The 16,990-nt window shown below is 56.5% G+C and carries 13 protein-coding genes and 1 tRNA gene; 7 read left to right on the top strand and 7 right to left on the bottom strand.

Annotated elements, in window-relative coordinates:
- Positions 1 to 2: 2 nt before the first annotated feature.
- On the bottom strand, positions 3 to 377 hold the full coding sequence (locus tag ACOQOY_RS17200) for a hypothetical protein (protein WP_420586572.1): 375 nt from the start codon (positions 375 to 377) through the stop codon (positions 3 to 5).
- Between the two features lie 92 nt (positions 378 to 469).
- Here ACOQOY_RS17200 and ACOQOY_RS17195 point away from each other — a divergent pair, with 92 nt between their 5' ends.
- Positions 470 to 1,228, top strand: coding sequence for an alpha/beta fold hydrolase (locus tag ACOQOY_RS17195; protein ID WP_420586571.1), 759 nt, complete (start codon positions 470 to 472; stop codon positions 1,226 to 1,228).
- On the opposite strand, the gene ACOQOY_RS17190 is transcribed toward ACOQOY_RS17195, so the two are convergent.
- The 5 genes from ACOQOY_RS17190 to ACOQOY_RS17170 all read right to left on the bottom strand — a co-directional run bounded on the left by ACOQOY_RS17190 (position 1,225) and on the right by ACOQOY_RS17170 (position 9,635).
- A complete protein-coding gene (locus tag ACOQOY_RS17190) occupies positions 1,225 to 1,599 on the bottom strand; it encodes a rhodanese-like domain-containing protein (RefSeq protein ID WP_420586570.1) in 375 nt (124 codons plus the stop codon). The genes ACOQOY_RS17195 and ACOQOY_RS17190 overlap by 4 nt on opposite strands.
- Positions 1,600 to 1,667: 68 nt before the next feature.
- Entirely contained in the window at positions 1,668 to 3,020 is a 1,353-nt protein-coding gene (locus ACOQOY_RS17185; protein WP_420586569.1) for an HlyD family type I secretion periplasmic adaptor subunit, read from the bottom strand.
- Positions 3,021 to 3,032: 12 nt separating this feature from the next.
- Positions 3,033 to 5,117 carry a type I secretion system permease/ATPase gene (locus ACOQOY_RS17180; protein ID WP_420586568.1) on the bottom strand — a complete coding sequence of 695 codons (2,085 nt, stop codon included), beginning with the start codon at positions 5,115 to 5,117 and terminating at the stop codon, positions 3,033 to 3,035.
- 185 nt (positions 5,118 to 5,302) lie between these two features.
- A complete protein-coding gene (locus ACOQOY_RS17175; RefSeq protein ID WP_420586567.1) occupies positions 5,303 to 7,246 on the bottom strand; it encodes a type I secretion protein in 1,944 nt (647 codons plus the stop codon).
- A gap of 130 nt (positions 7,247 to 7,376) precedes the next feature.
- Positions 7,377 to 9,635, bottom strand: a complete 2,259-nt coding sequence (locus ACOQOY_RS17170; protein WP_420586566.1) for a hypothetical protein — start codon at positions 9,633 to 9,635, stop codon at positions 7,377 to 7,379.
- 603 nt (positions 9,636 to 10,238) lie between these two features.
- Here ACOQOY_RS17170 and ACOQOY_RS17165 point away from each other — a divergent pair.
- Together ACOQOY_RS17165 and ACOQOY_RS17160 are read left to right on the top strand one after the other, a co-directional pair.
- The gene (locus ACOQOY_RS17165; RefSeq protein ID WP_420586565.1) at positions 10,239 to 11,000 is read left to right on the top strand and encodes a helix-turn-helix transcriptional regulator; all 762 of its coding nucleotides are present in this window, start codon (positions 10,239 to 10,241) and stop codon (positions 10,998 to 11,000) included.
- A complete protein-coding gene (locus ACOQOY_RS17160; RefSeq protein WP_420586564.1) occupies positions 10,993 to 11,490 on the top strand; it encodes a hypothetical protein in 498 nt (165 codons plus the stop codon). The genes ACOQOY_RS17165 and ACOQOY_RS17160 overlap by 8 nt, the downstream gene beginning before the upstream one ends.
- Positions 11,491 to 11,498: 8 nt before the next feature.
- Here ACOQOY_RS17160 and ACOQOY_RS17155 read toward each other — a convergent pair.
- Positions 11,499 to 11,584, bottom strand: a tRNA-Leu gene (locus ACOQOY_RS17155).
- A 504-nt stretch (positions 11,585 to 12,088) separates the two neighbouring features.
- On the opposite strand from ACOQOY_RS17155, the gene ACOQOY_RS17150 reads away from it, so the two are divergent.
- The 4 genes from ACOQOY_RS17150 to ACOQOY_RS17135 all read left to right on the top strand — a co-directional run bounded on the left by ACOQOY_RS17150 (position 12,089) and on the right by ACOQOY_RS17135 (position 16,946).
- On the top strand, positions 12,089 to 12,793 hold the full coding sequence (locus ACOQOY_RS17150; protein WP_420586563.1) for a hypothetical protein: 705 nt from the start codon (positions 12,089 to 12,091) through the stop codon (positions 12,791 to 12,793).
- 474 nt (positions 12,794 to 13,267) lie between these two features.
- Entirely contained in the window at positions 13,268 to 14,155 is an 888-nt protein-coding gene (locus tag ACOQOY_RS17145; protein WP_420586562.1) for a hypothetical protein, read from the top strand.
- A gap of 224 nt (positions 14,156 to 14,379) precedes the next feature.
- A complete protein-coding gene (locus tag ACOQOY_RS17140) occupies positions 14,380 to 14,901 on the top strand; it encodes a hypothetical protein (protein WP_420586561.1) in 522 nt (173 codons plus the stop codon).
- 155 nt (positions 14,902 to 15,056) lie between these two features.
- On the top strand, positions 15,057 to 16,946 hold the full coding sequence (locus ACOQOY_RS17135) for a DUF7380 domain-containing protein (protein ID WP_420586560.1): 1,890 nt from the start codon (positions 15,057 to 15,059) through the stop codon (positions 16,944 to 16,946).
- The last annotated feature ends 44 nt before the right edge of the window (positions 16,947 to 16,990 follow it).

Raw genomic sequence — 16,990 nt, 5'->3', positions numbered from 1 at the left:
GGTCAGATCAGCCCCTGCCACAGCAGAAAGATCAGCAGCAGGGCCGAAAAGGCCAGAACATTGAATGCCAGCCCACCCAGCATACCCAGAAACCACCCCCAGCGCCGGTCGGCCAGATTGATGCGGCCCAGATGCTCTTGAACCTCTTCCGATGCGCGCGCGAGTTTCGGGGTGTCCAGCACCAAGCGCAATTTGGGGTGCGCCGCCATCGGTTCGGCATTTGCCAACAGCAAGGCCTGCTTATAGATCCGACGGGGCAGACGCCGCTTGGCCTTGCGGATCGAGGCCGTCAGGGTCTTGTCCCGCACCCCGAGCTTTTTGCGCAGCAATAAAAGCGTCTGCGCAATCTGGGTTTGAACATCTGTGTGATCCGACATGGCGTGGCCTCCAAGCGTGGCACTGTAACCTCCCCGCGAGGGGGCGACAATGGGGCTGGCTGTTTCTGAGTGCCGCAGTTATCACAGGCGGTATGCTGAATACGATCTTACATGGTGAGCCGACCGATACCCCACCTTTGCTGATTGCACACGGGCTGTATGGTTCGGCCCGGAACTGGGGTGTAATTGCCCGGCGGCTGTCGGATGAACGGCAGGTGATCGCGGTTGATATGCGCAACCACGCCTATAGCTTGTGGACCGATCAGCACAGCTATCCCGACCTTGCCAATGATCTGGCCGAGGTGATTGACCATTTCGGGGGCAAGGCCGACGTTCTGGGGCATTCAATGGGTGGCAAGGCGGCAATGACGCTGGCGCTGCACCATGGCGACCTGCTGCGCAAACTGGTGGTGGCGGATATTGCCCCTGTGGCCTACACTCACAGTCAGATTCAGTTCATCGAGGCGATGCGCGCCGTTGATCTGTCGAAGGTCGAGCGCCGCTCGGACGCGTCAGAGCAACTGGCCGACTTGGGTGTCGAACCCGCATTGCAGAGCTTTTTTACGCAATCGCTGGATGTCAAAGGGCAGCGTTGGTTGCTGAATCTGGACGTTCTTGCGGCGGAAATGCCGAAAATCATGGGCTTTCCGCAGATGGACACGCATTGGGACGGCCCGACCCTGTTTCTGTCAGGGGCCGACTCTGACTATGTCCTGCCCGAGCATCGCGACCTGATCCGCACCTTGTTCCCAAGCGCCAGATTCGCCAAAATCCCCGGCGCGGGTCACTGGCTGCACGCTGAAAAACCGCGTGAGTTCGAGGCCGCCGTGCGGACGTTCCTGAACGCTTAAGCCGAAACCTCACCGCCGCCATTAACCCAATCGGACAATCCGCCGAGGTTGTAGACCCGCTCATACCCCATATCTTTCAGCAACTTGCCCGCCAAAGCAGCACGGCCACCGGCAGCGCAATAAAGAACGACTGGGCGATCTTTGCGAAGCTCGGGATCATGGGATTTCAAGCTGTCATCGGCACGGAATTCAAGCATGCTGCGCGGGATGTGATGGGCACCGGTGGCCCGCCCGCTCTGCTGCAATTCGACGGCATCCCGCACATCCAGCAGTAACCCGCCCTGCCCCATCACCTGTTGGGCAAACGCAGTATCCACGCGCTCCACAACCGCATTCGCGGCCTCCATCATATCTTTTACGGTCAGGGCCATCAGAAATCCTCCGGTGAATGTCACCGGAGGTTAACATGCAAAAATTGGAAGGTGTAGACCGCCCTCGCCTATTGTTCGCGGAAGGCGCGCGACATGCTGTCTGTCACAGGTTTCGCGATATAGGCCGCAAAGGTGCGCTCCTCGGTCTGGATCATGATCTCGGCGGGCATGCCCGGCGTCGGGATGAAGCCACGCACGCGGTCGATCTCTTCCGGTTCCAACGAAATACGGGCCAAATAGACCTCTTGCGGGGCACCGTTGGAGTCTTCGACCAGAGAGTCCGCCGACAGATAGAAGACCTGTCCATTCAGAACCGGCGTCGTGCGCTGATTCAGAGCCACCAGACGCACAGTCGCATCCTGACCGGTTACGACGCTGTCGATCTCAGTCCGCGGGATTTGTGCCTCGATGATGAGGGGGGCGTCTGCGGGCAGGATTTCGGCGATGGGTTCACCGGTTTCGATCACGCCGCCGGGTGTGTGATAATGCAACCGCACCACCGTCCCTGTGACCGGAGCCCGCACAACCGCGCGGTCCAGAACGCTGCGGGCCTGTCGGGCCTTTTCGCGGACACTTTCCAGATCGGCTTCGATCACGCCCAATTCATCCAGTGCAGCCTCACGATAGGCGGCCCGGGTGCGGGTGATCTGTTCGTCGTATTTCAACAGCATCTGGCTGATTTCAGCCGCTTCGGCAGTCAGACGCGCATGTTGGCCTTCGGCTTCGGCCTGAACCCGGCGGATCGTGTTCAACTCACCCTTACGGACAAGACCTTTTTTGAACAAAGTCTCCTTGGTTTCATATTCCTCTTTCAGGATTTCGGCGCGGCGCACCATGCTGTCCAACTGCGCCTCAAAGCCGCTGGAACGGATTTTCAACGCCTCAATGTTGCGTTCCAGCAAGGCAATGTCATTCACCAAAGTCTTGCGGGACAGCTCAAAGCTGATCTTCTGCCCGTCAAGGATGGTCATCACCTCAGTATCTTCCGAGGCGGTCACCAGCTCGGGCGAAAACTCCAATTCTTGCTGTTCGTCGTATTCTGCATGCAGTCGCTCGGACATGGCCTGAAGGCGGATTTTGCGGATGAACAGCTCTCGCTCATTGGCTTCGGCCGAGGTCTGGTCCAGCGTCATCAACACTTCACCGGCCTGGACGGTTTGCCCTTCGATCACCTTGATGTCCTGAATGATGCCGCCTTCCAGATGCTGCACGATCTTGTTGCGACCCGTGGCGACAAAGCTGCCCTGCGCAATCACCGCAGCGGCCAGAGGCGCGCGGAAGGCCCAGACGCCGAAACCGCCAAAGCAGATGACCAGCATAATCATCCCAATCACGATGAAGCGGCTGATCGAGCGCGGAACCTCGGCATACCAAACGGTCGGGTCCTCAGGATTGTTGTTTACGGGTACCAGATCATTCATGTCGCACCCCCCTTATTGATTTTGAATGCCGGGCTGGTTGTTACGCGGCCCGTGCAGTTGTTGCAGCACCTGCTCGCGCTGACCGAACAGCGCCACGCGCCCGTCCGTCAGCAGCATGATCTTGTCGACCACGTTCAACAGGGTTGGTTTCTGCGTGATCACCACCACGGTGATCTTGCTTTCTCTGGCCTGTTCGATGGCGCGGGCAAGCGCCTTGTCGCCCGCAACGTCCAGGTTCGAGTTCGGTTCGTCCAGAACAACCATGCGCGGGTTGCCAAAGAAGGCTCGGGCCAAAGCAATGCGCTGTTTCTGCCCACCGGACAGGGGCGAGCCATCTGCCGCCACCACCGTCTCATATCCCTGCGGCAGGGTTGCGATCATGTTGTGAACATCGGCCAGCACAGCGGCGTCGTGGATCTGTTCGTCGGTCGCGTCCGCACGCATACGGCCGATGTTGTCCTTGATCGTGCCGGGGAACAACTGCACGTCCTGCGGCAGATAACCGATGCTTTCGCCGAACTGGCGCGGGTCCCAGTTGCGGATGTCCATCAGGTCCAGCCGCACACTGCCGGATGTGGGCAAGATCGACCCGACCAACGTTTTACCCAGCGTGGTTTTCCCTGCACCCGAGTTACCGATGATGGCCAGCGTTTCACCCGGATTCAGCGAAAAGCTGATGCCGTTCAGCACGACACGCTTGGTACCGCCGGGAACAAAAAGCAGGCGCTCAACATCCAGCCGGCCTTCCGGGCGCGGCAGGCGCAGTTTCTCAAATTGCAGGGCCGAGTTGGACAGCAGCTGATTGATCCGACCATAGGCCGCACGGGTCAGCAAGAAACTGTTCCACCCTTCAATCGAGCCTTCGATCGGCGCAAAGGCACGCCCTGCGATAATCGAGGCTGCGATGACCATCCCGCCGGTGATCTGCCCTTGCAGCGCCAGAAACGCGCCCCAGCCCAAAATGCAGATTTGCGTCAACAGGCGCACAGCGCGAGAGATTGCCGCGAAGATCACGTTGCGGTCCTGCGCGCGCACCTGCCATGTCAGGGATTGCGCCGTGTCACGACCCCAGATGCGCACAGCCTCGGGTATCATCGCCAATGCGTTGATGATCTGGCTGTTACGCGACATAGAATCCAGATGCTGGTTTGCCAGAGATTGCGCTTTGTTCGCCTCGGCAAAGGGTTTGGCGGTCATGCGCTGGTTGATCAGCGCGATGATCATCAGCAGGACCGCCGTCACAATCACGATCATTCCAAGCTGCGGATGCACAAGGAAAATCATCAGGATGAACAGCGGTGCGAATGGCACATCGAGGAATGATATCAGCGTACCCGAGACCAGAAAGCCCCGCACCTGCTGTAGATCGCCCAGTGTCTGATATTCGCGCCCGGTCCCATGCAGCGAGGCATGCGCAGCCGCACTCAGGATCGGCGCCCCAAGCCGGGCCGCAACCTCGACCGCGGTGCGCATCAACATAAACCGCCTTACTGCGTCAAATGCTGACTGGAAGATGACGGCTCCGGCTACTATGGCCGTCAGCATGATCAGCGTATCCAGCGAGCGACTGGTCAGAACCCGGTCACTAATCTGAAACAGGTAAATCGGGATGGCCAGGATCAGGACGTTCGTTGCGCAAGTCAGAACCAACACAAAGGACAGATTGCGATAGATCGCCTTGAGTGAAGTGCGCAGCGTCTTGCGGAAATCTTCGGGCGGGGTGCGCTTGTGAAATGTTTGGGGTGGCCCCTTCCCATCGCCGCCGCCAGAACTGCTGCGCATCAATGGTTGGTTCGCCTTGGCCTCGATAGTGGCACCCATGCGATCACCGCCACTCGAGCGCGACGCGGGGGGTATACGGTCGCTCGTCTTGTTGACGGTTTCCGGATCGGGGTCCGTGGCGTCGGCCACCCCATCACCGCTGCCCTGTTGGTCATTGTCTTCGGCAGGCTGCGGCTGCTTACGCCGGGGCGTAGACCCGGCGTGCAGGTGCGAATCCGCTTTGGTATCGTCACTTGCAGGTTCTGGCTTTACTGTTTCGCCAGTGCTCGCATCGCTTTTGACGGCCTCGGGTTTGGCATTTTGCGGATCACTCACGCGCAGGTCCTCGCTCAGGCGCAATCCGGGTGTTTTTTTTGAATTCTTATCAGAGCGGTTGGTTCGGGTCGGATTCGACACGGCACCCCCATTTCGATCCAATGGGCTGGCGCAACGACTTGGGCGCGACGGAAAAACAATCGACATATCAAAACTTTCAAGTCACTCGTAACAATACACGGTTGTTATACTAGCATGGTTTCCATGCCGCCGTCGATGCCTGCCGCCTCGGATGAGGTAAGATCACTGTGACCCGGCGCATTTTCGGAGTTACCCGGCGCATCAACTTCTTGCAGCAGAATTGCCACCGCATCATTGCCAAGTTCGGGATTTTCATCCTCGGGCGCGTCGATCAGGCTGGCCTGATGCAGCAGAAGATCTGAGTATTCCCCGCCCTGCGCCATCACCACTGAATCGACCCCGATTTTGTTCACGCTGGCCGAGTTCAGAATGGCATTGCCGGCGCCCAGCGCCGAGGCTTCTGCCCCTTGCTCACCGGCGATGAGGATATCGTCATCATCCTGCAAAATCGTGACCTGCTCAATCGCGTTGATTTGCAACAGATCGCCTTCGATCTTGAGAACCCGCACCAGTTCGGTTCCTGCGAACATCGGATCGTTCATCAACGCATCTTCCAGCGCGTCCGAATCCATCTCCTCCAGCGGAATGACACCAGCCAGTGATTCCGAGACATCTTCATACGTATCTTCGCCGGTAGTTGTCAGCGTGACCTCGTTCATCACCAGGTTTTCTTCGGCCTCGGTCGGCTGCGCACCTTCGATGACATCATTGTCGGACAGCACGATGGTCTGAGACACCACATCAATCGAGATCATGTCACCACCAATGATGATCAGATCGTAGAAACTGCCAAGTTGCAGAAGTTCTGTCGAATTGACCATCACGTTGTCGCCCAGAATATACGACGTAGAGGATGCGGTGATCTCAGTGCTGATCTGGTCGATATCCGTGGCGTCGATAGTCTGTTCGATGAAGTTCGTCACCAACAGATCGCCCGAAATCCAATCGACAGCGACAAATGGGGTGTCTTCCGGATCCTCGGACACGTTTTCATCCAGCCAAGCGGCTTCGCTGGCGTCCACGGTGATTTCCGAAGATTGAACCACGTTGGTGTTGCTTTGCACGCCCTCTTCGCCCTGATCCGTGTCGGACACGACGGCAACCTGACTGACCACGGTCACACTTAAAGCTTTGCCGCCCACCACGATATTGGGCGCATCGACCCAGCCAACATTCACTGCGACCTGATTTACAGCCAGATTGCCGCCTGCCACGATCGAGTGGCCATCTTCAAATTCAAGATTGTCGGACTGATCCCATTCAGCAGGCAACAGATCGGGGGCTTCGTCTTCATCGACGTCCTCGTCCTCGGGCTGATGATGCTCGGGTAGCAGATCGGTAAATTCCGGCGCTTCTTCGACATACTCGCCGTTTACGATCACGCCCGTGGCGGCATCGCCCTCGAACTGATAGACAACGGCACCCTCGATCTCGGCCCATTCGCCGGACTGTATCTGTTCGATCAGTTCATCCACCGCCTCGCCCGAAAGGTAATCGTCGATGTTCAAGGACGGGAAAGACACCGCGTGCAGCGACATCGCGATATCCAGCATCTCTTGGCCCTGTTCCATCAGGGCTTCGACGTCCCGGAAGTCACCCTCGCCGATCGTATCGTTGTCGCTCAGGCGAATGGTCTGGAATGTGTAAGTTACGGCAGAGCCTGCCAGTTCGGTGTCAAACTCAAGCTCGAAGACCATCTCGATAGTAGTCGGACCACCCATAAAAATATCTGGGGCTGGCACATCCGAATCCGCAGCGGGTCCAGAGCTGACATTTGAGCCACCGGCAGGTCCGGTGGGTGAAGGGATCGCAGGCGCGCTGGCCTGCGCCGCGGCAAAATTATAGCTGAGTGCGTCGTGGTCGCTCGATTCCAGAGCAAGATTGGCACTGATCTGAACGCTGGTCGGATCTTCCAGATCTTCCAGTTCGGCCTTACGCCTCAGGGCGACGAATTCTTCGTACTGATCCCGCAAACGGGCCTGTTCGGTCGTAAGTTCAAATGCTCCAACGAAATGTGCAATCTGTTCCGTAATACTGTCGAGCGCCATATTGGTTTCCTTTCCCCTGCCCGGCAGAATATTTCCGGCTTTGGGTTAAGTTGGGCCGAGGCCACATACGCGCCCCCGGCATTTTCTTTGAAAGAGTCAGAGCCCGCCAATAGCGGGCTCTGGTCACTTGTTACGCGTCGGTGTCGTCGCTGGAATAGCTCGACGACATGTTGCCACCGACCATTGTCGTATCGACCGAATTGCCAAGTACGTTGGCACCCATGACGATCGACTGGTTGAAGGCGGACGTATCGACCACAGCCGCTGCGGACGCATAGGATTCACCCGTCACGATGCCGTCACCAGCATTGTTCGAGCCCCACGAGCCTGCGTTGCCGCCGCTACCGCCTGCGCCCGAGTAGGCGCCGCTTGCGTCACCCGAGGTCACGATGCTGCCGTCAGTCTGGCCACCCTGGACCCAAGACCCGGCGTCTCCGCCAGTACCACCGGTCGCCATCGCGGCTCCGCCGCCGCCACCGATACCCGAAGTCGCGGTGCCCGTTGCGCTTCCGGTGCCGGTCGACGTGGCGTCGTTGTCCGACATGGCGTCGCCGCCGTAACCCGAAATTGCCTGAGCCATGCTGTCCGCAGTACCGTCGGTATCCGCTGTCGACCACAGCTGGTTGGCACCACCGGCACCGGCGTCGTTGTCTGCGTCTGCAGAGCCTGTGCCGCTGCCGTCCGAGGTCGCGTCCAGATCAATGGCGCCACCGCCACCGCCAACGCCGTCAGCAGTCGCAGTACCGGTTCCGGTACCATCGGCGCTGCCGTTGGTTGTGTTGGTTCCGCCAGCACCGCCATCTACATCAGCGTTCTGGTCGTTGGTAGCCGTACCATTTACGTCGCCTGGGCTCTGCGTGATAACCGGACCGCTTGCGGTCTGATCGCCAACGCCTTGCGCGTCTGCTGCAGCATCCGCGGTTCCGCCGTCGCCCGAGCCACCTGTGCCCGCGCCGCCGTCCACGTCACCGCCGGTTCCGTCGCCACCCATTCCGGTGCCGCCTTCGCCGCCGTCGCCGCCATCACCGCCACCGGCAAGCAGCTCTTCCAGTGCTTCCGGTCCACCGGCACCACCGTCGCCGCCGTCGCCACCGTTTTCACCGGTTCCTTCACCGCCGGTTCCTGCAGCACCGCTGCCGTTACCACCGGGTCCGTTACCACCGTCACCGCTGGCGTCGCTGCCAGCAAGACCGCCTGCAAGACCCAGACCGATGTTGCCGCCAGATGTTGCGTCATCCGCATCATTGTCGGCGTCAGTGTCGTTGTCAGCACCGCCAAGGTTGCCGCCAAATCCGCTGCCACCATCTGCGTTACCATTCGACGCGTCAGTTGCACCAAGTCCGGCACCCAGAGCGCCAGCAGCCGAGTCATTGGCACCACCGGTCGACTCACCGTCATTGCCAGCACCCGACAGGCCTACGCCCAGACCCAGCCCGATAGAACCGGCATTGCCACCTGCACCACCGTCGCCGTGGGCATCGGTATCTGCACTGGCGTCATTGTCAGCATGAGAGTCGGAGTCGGCATTGCCGCTGTCGCCACCATCGCTATCGCCGTCCGCAGACGCGTCAGACTTGCCAACACCCAGACCAATGGTCCCTGCGTCGCCCGAGTCGCCGCCATTACCAGCGCTTGCGTCGTTGTCAGCGTTACCGCCGTATCCGCCAGCGCCAAATGCCGTACTACCGGTCGAGGATGAGCTTGCGTCGCCCGCATAGGTCGTGCCGCCGCTTCCCGAGTTTCCACCATCGGTATGCGAACCGATGCCTTCATCTGCGGTTGCGTGGCCGCCATGTGCGTCGCCCTTCTGTTCGAAGTAGCCACTGTTGGAAACGCTCGCCGAACCCAGATGGTCGTCGTCATTCAGGTTAGCCAGCTGGTTGTTGATCTGCGACATGTCATTGCCTTGACCATCCAGCGAGATATCCAGGTTCAGATCGTCGCCGGGATCGTAGTCGAAGTCATTGCCAACGGTGATGACATCTTCGACCGAACCGCCACCATACACGTCGACATCGACCAGATCATCGTCATTCGGACGCAGACCTTCTTCACCAAAGTCGATATGTACCGAGTTCGAGTTGTCGTTGGTGTTGTCACCGTTGTACTGGTGCTGGTCCTGACCCTGTTCTTGGCCTTGTTCCTGACCTTGCTCCTGGCCCTGTTCCTGGCCGTTCTCGACAGTTGTCTCCTGACCTTGCTCCTGGCCCTGTTCTTGACCGTTTTCGTTATCGACGCTGTTGTCGTTGGTCTGTTCCTGTTCATTCAGGTTCGCATCGATATCGGCTTCTTCGACCGTTACCTCTGCTTCGACATCGAAGTGTGCTTCTTCGACTTCAACTTCACCAATAGCAGTAATGTCGTTTGCCGGTTGTTGGCGTCTATCCATAACAAAATTCCACTTACTAGGCGCCTGACCGTCATTCATCTACAAAACGGCTACCGGCGCAGTTGAACAAAAAATTGGCAGTCAGGCGCATAACGCGCATGTCTGCGAGATCGTTTAGTGACTGAGTTGTCCACCTTCCTTTCTCGGCTTAGCCGATGTGGCGACCGCTACAGTGAGATTCGCGGTAATTCGCGAGTCACGGTCGCTCTAGGAACCCAAGCTTCGTAAATTGAAGCCGGACCATGGTCGCAGCAGGAAGGCGTTCTGAATAGCTGCACTAAAGCATTAGAAGGGCTATGATTCTGTTTTCAATCGAGTTTTTTCTCGATTAACGCAAAATTAATGGCTTCATACGTCAAAAATACGGTCAAAATCCCCGGATCGTTTAAGGCCCTAATTTCTTTCTACTTTTACGAGAAGACCTGTGCAAAACCTACCCGATGGTTCTAGTCCTAATCGGCAGGTCGATCGGTGAAGTTGATGAAAATCGCTCTTTCAGCTATACTCCCCCTCACGAAGTTATTAATTTACCGTTAATGTAAGTTCTAAGTTTTGGTTACGATTGCGCCCCAATTTTGAGGCGTGTGTTTACAGGGGGAAGTAATGAGCAATCCGTTACAGGATAGTGTTACCCAATTAAACGTAAGTCCTGAAGAATTCTCGATCAGCTTCATCGGCAAAGAATTGTTCTTCTCGAACCAGACGTTGAGAAGCGTCCAGACAGAATTTGGAGTTGCCGCTCATAGGTTTGATGACATTGGTGAATTGGCGAATGCCGATTCAGCACGCGCAGCGGATGGCAAAGTCGTTGTGGTGGATCAGGTCATGCTCGACGATCTGATCAACCGCCCAGAAGTTTATACCGCCGCAGTAGGCTCTGGCTGCCTCGCGTTTGCCTATCGCAAAGACAAAATGGCCCGTTTCCTGTTCCAACGCTGGGACCGGCAGCAGTTCGGCGATATCGGATATCTGCCAATGAATGTTGCGCCGGACGTCTGGCGCTCGATTCTACGGCTGTTGATGCACGAAGAACTCTATCTGCCCAGCTTCTTGGCCGATTGCATGCCGGCCGCCCCAAACCAAAAGACGCACCGTCTTGTCAGCGATACCAAAGCGGAACCCGAGGCGAAGGTCGCTCATCCGCTGTATTCCCGTCTGACACGGCGTGAGAAGCAGGTACTGCGCCTGGTCTCAAAAGGTCAGAGCAACAAAATTATCGCGGCAAACCTTGGCATCACCGAACACACGGTCAAGCTGCACGTCCACAATGTGGCGGGCAAGATCGGTGTCAGCAATCGCACGGCGGCGGCTCAGTTTTACTTTGAGATGACCGCAAGCAATGCACACGGACAGCCCGTTGACTGAGACGCTGGAAGCCCGCTTTGACCGCCTGATCCTTTTGGTCGGCCGGTTGAACTACATGTGGACCAACACGGAAAGCCTGTTGATCCACCTGATTGCAGGCCTCACAGAAACGAAAAAGGACGTGGCGGTCATCATCTTTCTGACCCTGAACACCACTCGGGCACGTATCGACATGGTAGAGCGGCTTGCCAAGATGGAGGGCCGCCCTGCCGAGATTCGCGATCCGATTCTGGAACATACCCAGCGGCTGAGCAAACTGTCCTCGATCCGAAATCGGTACAATCACTGCATCTATTCGTTTGACGCCGATAGCGGGAATCCCAAGACGATCCTGATGCGCATCGCGGACCGTAAGACCGACATCAAGCTTGGGCGCGAGGACACTGTCGACGAAAAGGCCATTCAGGACATTGAAAAGATCGTCGCCGATCTGTCGGCCGCAAACCGGGACATCTGGCGTCTGATCGGGCAGCTGGGCTTTCCGATCTGACATTGAACTGGTACCCGCGGCCGGACTCGAACCGGCACGGCGTTTCCGCCTGGAGATTTTAAGTCTCCTGTGTCTACCATTCCACCACGCGGGCACCTTTTAGGCGGCCCGTTTCGGGCCTGAAAAAACCAGTAAGCCCAACGGGCCACGAGTACAATCCGTTTTGCTGGTGTAAGTCGCTATTCCCTGATCAATGATCTCCCCTGCCTGTCCCATAGGGACGGTTATGTTGCGCAAGGTGCGGACTGTCGTTTGGGCAAATCTCCACACTTAGTCCACTAAAACGAATGCTGCGTATGGCCGAGGGGACCCTGATGAAGGCACTGACTATGCAGCTGTGCCGGTTCAGCGCCGCGCCTTTGCGGTCCTGCCCCTGAGCAACGATATCATTCCAAGAGGACCCAATGGCTGACACATCCAACTTCCACCCCTTTAGGCACAACAACACCCTTGGTCGCAATACTGCAATCAGTATCTCTGCCACGTGCAGCCGATACGGCGGGTTCCGGGCAACGACAGCGAAAAATCACGGTGCGGCAGCATGATTGACCTCAGCCTCTCACTCACCTCCCTTGCCGTTTTTCGTAAAAGCGGAGGCATGGGGGCATTGAAACCCCTGTTGTGGCGGGATCCGTCCGATCTGGCGACGATGTTTCAGGACGCAGCTGCGACCATTCCGGTGACGTCTGCGGGTGATCCGGTAAAGCGGATCAACAATAAGGGCACGTTGGGCGGCCACTTTCTGGCCCCGAGTGACGACCAGTCCCCGATTTACCAGACTGACGGCACCCACCACTGGGTGGAAAGCGATGGCGTCAACGACATCCTGGAGTTTCAGGGAGCTGTTCCGTTTTCGGTCAACGTGTTCGAGGCGGTCGCGTTTCGAACGATCGCGCTCAGCCGCGCGTTTCCTCACATCATCAACCACCGGGGCGGTGGAACCAACGACCCCCAGCAACGTCAGCCCCTGATCTTTACGCTGCAATCGGCCCCTGCCCGCATCGTGTGCTCATTCGGCGGGGTGCAGAATGCTGTGACAACCGGTGCGTCGCTGGTCGGTGTCGATACCATCGTCACCACATCGAACACTGCCGCGGTTCAGACAGCCAATGTCAACGGCAAGGTTTCCACAGCAGCGGGTGTGACCCTAACCGAGGGCAACGCCAGCCCATACAGCATCTTTGGCCCAAATTCCGCGCGCATTCGCGACTATGGTGGCATTCACATGAACCGGGTTCCGACCGCAGGCGAAGAAAAGACCATTCGGGCTTACTATGCCGCCAGATCCGCAGGGACAGCCTGACTTCCCGAGTGGCGCCAGACGGGCGTAGGCACCGGTATATCTTGCCCACTACCCTAGGTTGAAGTACCGAGAAGGCTGAGTAAACGAGAACATAAGTCAGCTGCATTGCTTCGAGCGGAAACCAGAACAGACCAAACGCTGCTACGCGCCTTTGCTTCGGCGTTTGGATTTTTTGTCTGGTTTCCAGCGCTGGGGCTGCCCGCGGGGCCACTGTCCCTGCAACTTATGGACCTTCTGGCCTTTGCCTCATGGCCGATTGTGATCGCGTATTTGCCGAAAATACGGCCTCGATCTGCTGTGGTCATCGCGATGTCCTGCCTCTCAGCGCTATTGGCGTATCGGGGGGCCGGGTCGCTTCCGATCCTGATCTACTATCTTGCTTTCGTGACGCCATTCTTGATGACGATCAGCCACATAATCCAACGCGACTTTGCACGCATTGCTTTCCTGAAGAGTTTAGTTTTCGGAGGCGCAATGTCCTGCGCCCTCTTTCTGGCGCAGGTCGCCATAGGTGCGGACAGTCTGGATTTCAGAACCAACACCAGCTTCTCGCTACCACCACAACACGAACGCGGATTCGGGCTTTTCCCCGAAGTCAGCACCTTTGCGACCCACACAATCTACCTTCTCGCCGTCCTGACTGTTTTCTGGTGCAGCAGCCGTGAGTCCAAAACCGACAGGCTAAGCGGAGTGATCCCGATGCTTTTCATCGCTGTGACATGCCTGTTTCTGTCGAAATCATCATCGGTATTGATCGTCCTGCCTGCCATCCTCATCATGGCCTATCTCAAAGGACGTCCCCTGACATATCGCGGGTTGCTTGGTGTCGTCTTGGGAACCGCAGTCCTGACGGTCGCACTTCAGCTTTATTACACTGAATTCTACCTGCAACGGGCCGAAGGTTCGGCACTGCGATCCATGGGCCTGCGCCTCATCACAATCAAAACCGGCCTGTCGGTCCTCGAAAACGGAGAAGCCTTCGGAGTCGGTCTGGGCAACAACGAGGCCGTGACGCTCAGAGCCTTCGCAGTTGCTCAAGAGATGGGGTTCCCATTATTGCTGTTGCCCAAAGGCGTCAACAGTTTTGTCGTTGCCCGGGTGTTTGAGGAAGGCTGGCCAGCACTATTCTGCTTCGGTCTGGCGACCTTCTACCTTCTGATCGCAATACTGAGCAGATTTGAAGATGCCGCCCTGCGCTGCATTGTGGTTCTGTCGCTCGCGAGCTTTTTGGTATCGCTACTGGTGACCGGCTATCGTGGGATCTACATGAATTGGTTCTGGATCTCCGCAGCACCCGCCCTCATCGACTGGTCCAAGGATCGTGTATCTAGCGTTGGAAAAGACGCTAAGTGTAAGCACTAGGTGAAGTGGTGCCCCCACACGGACTCGAACCGCGGACCTACTGATTACAAATACCTAGGGCTAGACGCTAACCGCTTGTTGGCAAAGCGTTAGTCGCGGTGGGCGTTCGGCGTTACAAGGATTTTGCAAGGGTCGTTTGAAGTAGTGGGGCGGGCTTGTGATCGGGCATCTGTGGCACCATATGTAGATGCAGTTGAATAAGAATATCTAAATAAGGTGCCGTCGTGTCTAATTTGATCTCATGGTTTCAAAACAACTGGATGGAAGCAATTATGCTGACCGCCACTCTCATTGCAGTGGTATCGAGCATTATTGCCGTGCGTATTGCAGTATTGGCTTTGGGTGTCGCAAGGCAATCATTCCTATCCGCTGACAAGGCACATGAGCGGGACGTTAGGCTCCAAGCCCGGTCTGCACTGGCAGACGTCCGAGGGAGCTATCAAAAGCTCGCATCGGACTGCGATTTGAACCTCGAAAAGTGGCGGCAACACGACCGGTCCAAAGGCATGATGCTAAGCGCCAATCCTTTTGAACCAACGAAGGAGGAGCAGGAAACCGACGCACTTCGCACACATGGAGCCAGATTGCTGCGCTCAGTTGATGAGAGATTTCAATCTATTGATCTGATGAACCTCGATGATCTTGAAAGTGGCATTCCCGAAATCCGCCAGACAGCCGCGTCGATTGACGCCCTTGCTCGACGTCTTCGAGAGCCTAATGAGGCATTCAATGTTGGTTGGCGCTAAACAAGCGCAAACCGAATGGGAAGCCCATATGGAACTTCAGCGTTTTTAGGGCGTGTCGTGAGGGTTACGAGGATTTCGCAAGTCTCACCTTTGGTTGCTCTTTTAGTGCCGACGTTGATCAGATAGTTCATACATCTCAAAGTTGAGGCAGTTGAATGACCGAACAGGATATAGAAGCAGAGATCCCCGGCGTAACTTTCGCAGTGTCCCTAAATGAGTTGGAGGCATTGAGCATCAATGCTGCCTTGAACGAACTATGCAGCATTGATTGCTATGACATAAACCGGCAGTTCGCTCAGCTTGTCGGCGAAAGGCCTGATGCCCAGGCATCGGCCCTTCAATTGATGCAAGGTTTGTGCAACTACCACATGGACCCTGACAACGCGGCTGAGCCATTTAAGCCAATGATGGTATTGGAAGGCCGCCGATCACTTGTTCCCGGCGATCTGTGCGCAGACCAAATTGAAATCATCGCTGAAATTGCTCCCTCGATAGAGAACGCCGGACTTAGAGCAAGGCTTGGGGACGTTGCTTGGACGGTTCAGCGTAGACGTCAAGACGCCGCTGATCTCGCGGTACATGCGTACTGTGATGCCATTGAGGCATTGCTAGCTGGCGGTATATCTATGGCTTTCGAAAATGATTCCGCTTGGTGTGTTCGAGCTAAGGAAATGGCGGTTCGCGCCGCCCGAATATCGCGGATAACGCGGTGGCAATTAAGTTCGGCTGAGCGAACCAAGTCCTTAATTTCAGATTTAGTGCGTCAGGCGGCTGCAGAAGATCGAGGGGCTGATTTTTGCAGATTGGCGGAAGTAGACCTTGATCACCGACTGTCGGCACCCGAAACCATTGCGGGCGATGCAGAGCGAATGGTGGAACTAGAGAAATATGCCAACAACCCTGACACGCGGAAATGGCTGTTAGAAACCGCGTCACGCTCTTTTCGATTGGTCAATGACGACAATGGGCGTCATCGTTGTATCCGCGGCATTGCTGGCTGCCACGAACAAAAGGCAGAAATGGCCGATTCAGCTATGTTGAAAAGCTCCTGTCTACAGGATGCCATCGAAGTTCTCCGTCAGGCACCTAACACTCGCGATGAACGGGTGGCCATTGAAGAAAAACTGCGCGAAGTTCAGGTGAATATCCGCGACGAGATGGGCAGTTTTTCTACGGAAATTGATCTATCGGATTTAGTCGACGCAGCGATTTCAGAGGTAAGTGGTCAACCTTTCCCCAACGCTTTGCTGCGGCTTCTTTTTTGCGATCAAGTTCCGAGCGAAGCAGCTTGCAGACAACAGGCCGAACAGCATTCTGCGGAAAATCCTCTGCAGGCTATGATGCCCATGCAGGTCTACGACTCTCAAGGCCGTGTCACGTTCAAGTCATCTGGTTTGGACGACGAGAACCAAATGCGCTGGCTAATGAGCTTCAATCGAAAGCAAGCCCGAGAGATAGCGGTCATCGGAGTGATTAACCCCACCAAACATACGTTGGCTGATGAGCATCCAGTTTCGGTTGATGCCATTGAAGCGATGCTGCGAGAAAGCGTGCTTATTCCCCCGGGTCACCATAGGATATTTGCCAGAGGCATCGCTGCGTTCATCCAAGGGGAGAACATTGACGCTGCATCAATGCTAATCCCACAATTGGAGAACACTCTTAGGCACGCGCTAACGCTGAACGGCATCGACTGCACACTAACAAATGAAAACGGCCTCCAAAGCGAGGCGACCTTGTCTCTATTGCTTAACAGAGACAGGCAATGGAAACCTGAGTTGGAAAAAATGTTTCCCGACGGCTTCATTCACGAGATAGAGTCATTGTTTTCTTTTGCAGGTGGCACGGCTGTTAGGCACGAGATAGCACACGGCAAGATGGCCGTGGGTAACTTCTGGGATCCCGAAGTGACATACGCTTGCTGGCTAATTTTGCACTTAATCGCACTGCCAATGACTGGACGGTGGTCGGAAGTCGAAAAAGCCTACTATCGCGCTACTGGTGAAATTGCTCCAACCGAAACCACCATTCCTGAACAAGGTTGAGGCATTCGGCAAACGCCTGGCAGACAACCGGTTGTTCCAATGAA

The organism is Ruegeria sp. (assembly GCF_965221235.1).
In the GTDB taxonomy this organism is placed as follows: Bacteria; Pseudomonadota; Alphaproteobacteria; order Rhodobacterales; family Rhodobacteraceae; genus Ruegeria.
The sequence above is the reverse complement of the archived record's forward strand: the minus strand, read 5'-3'. Positions and strand labels throughout refer to the sequence as shown.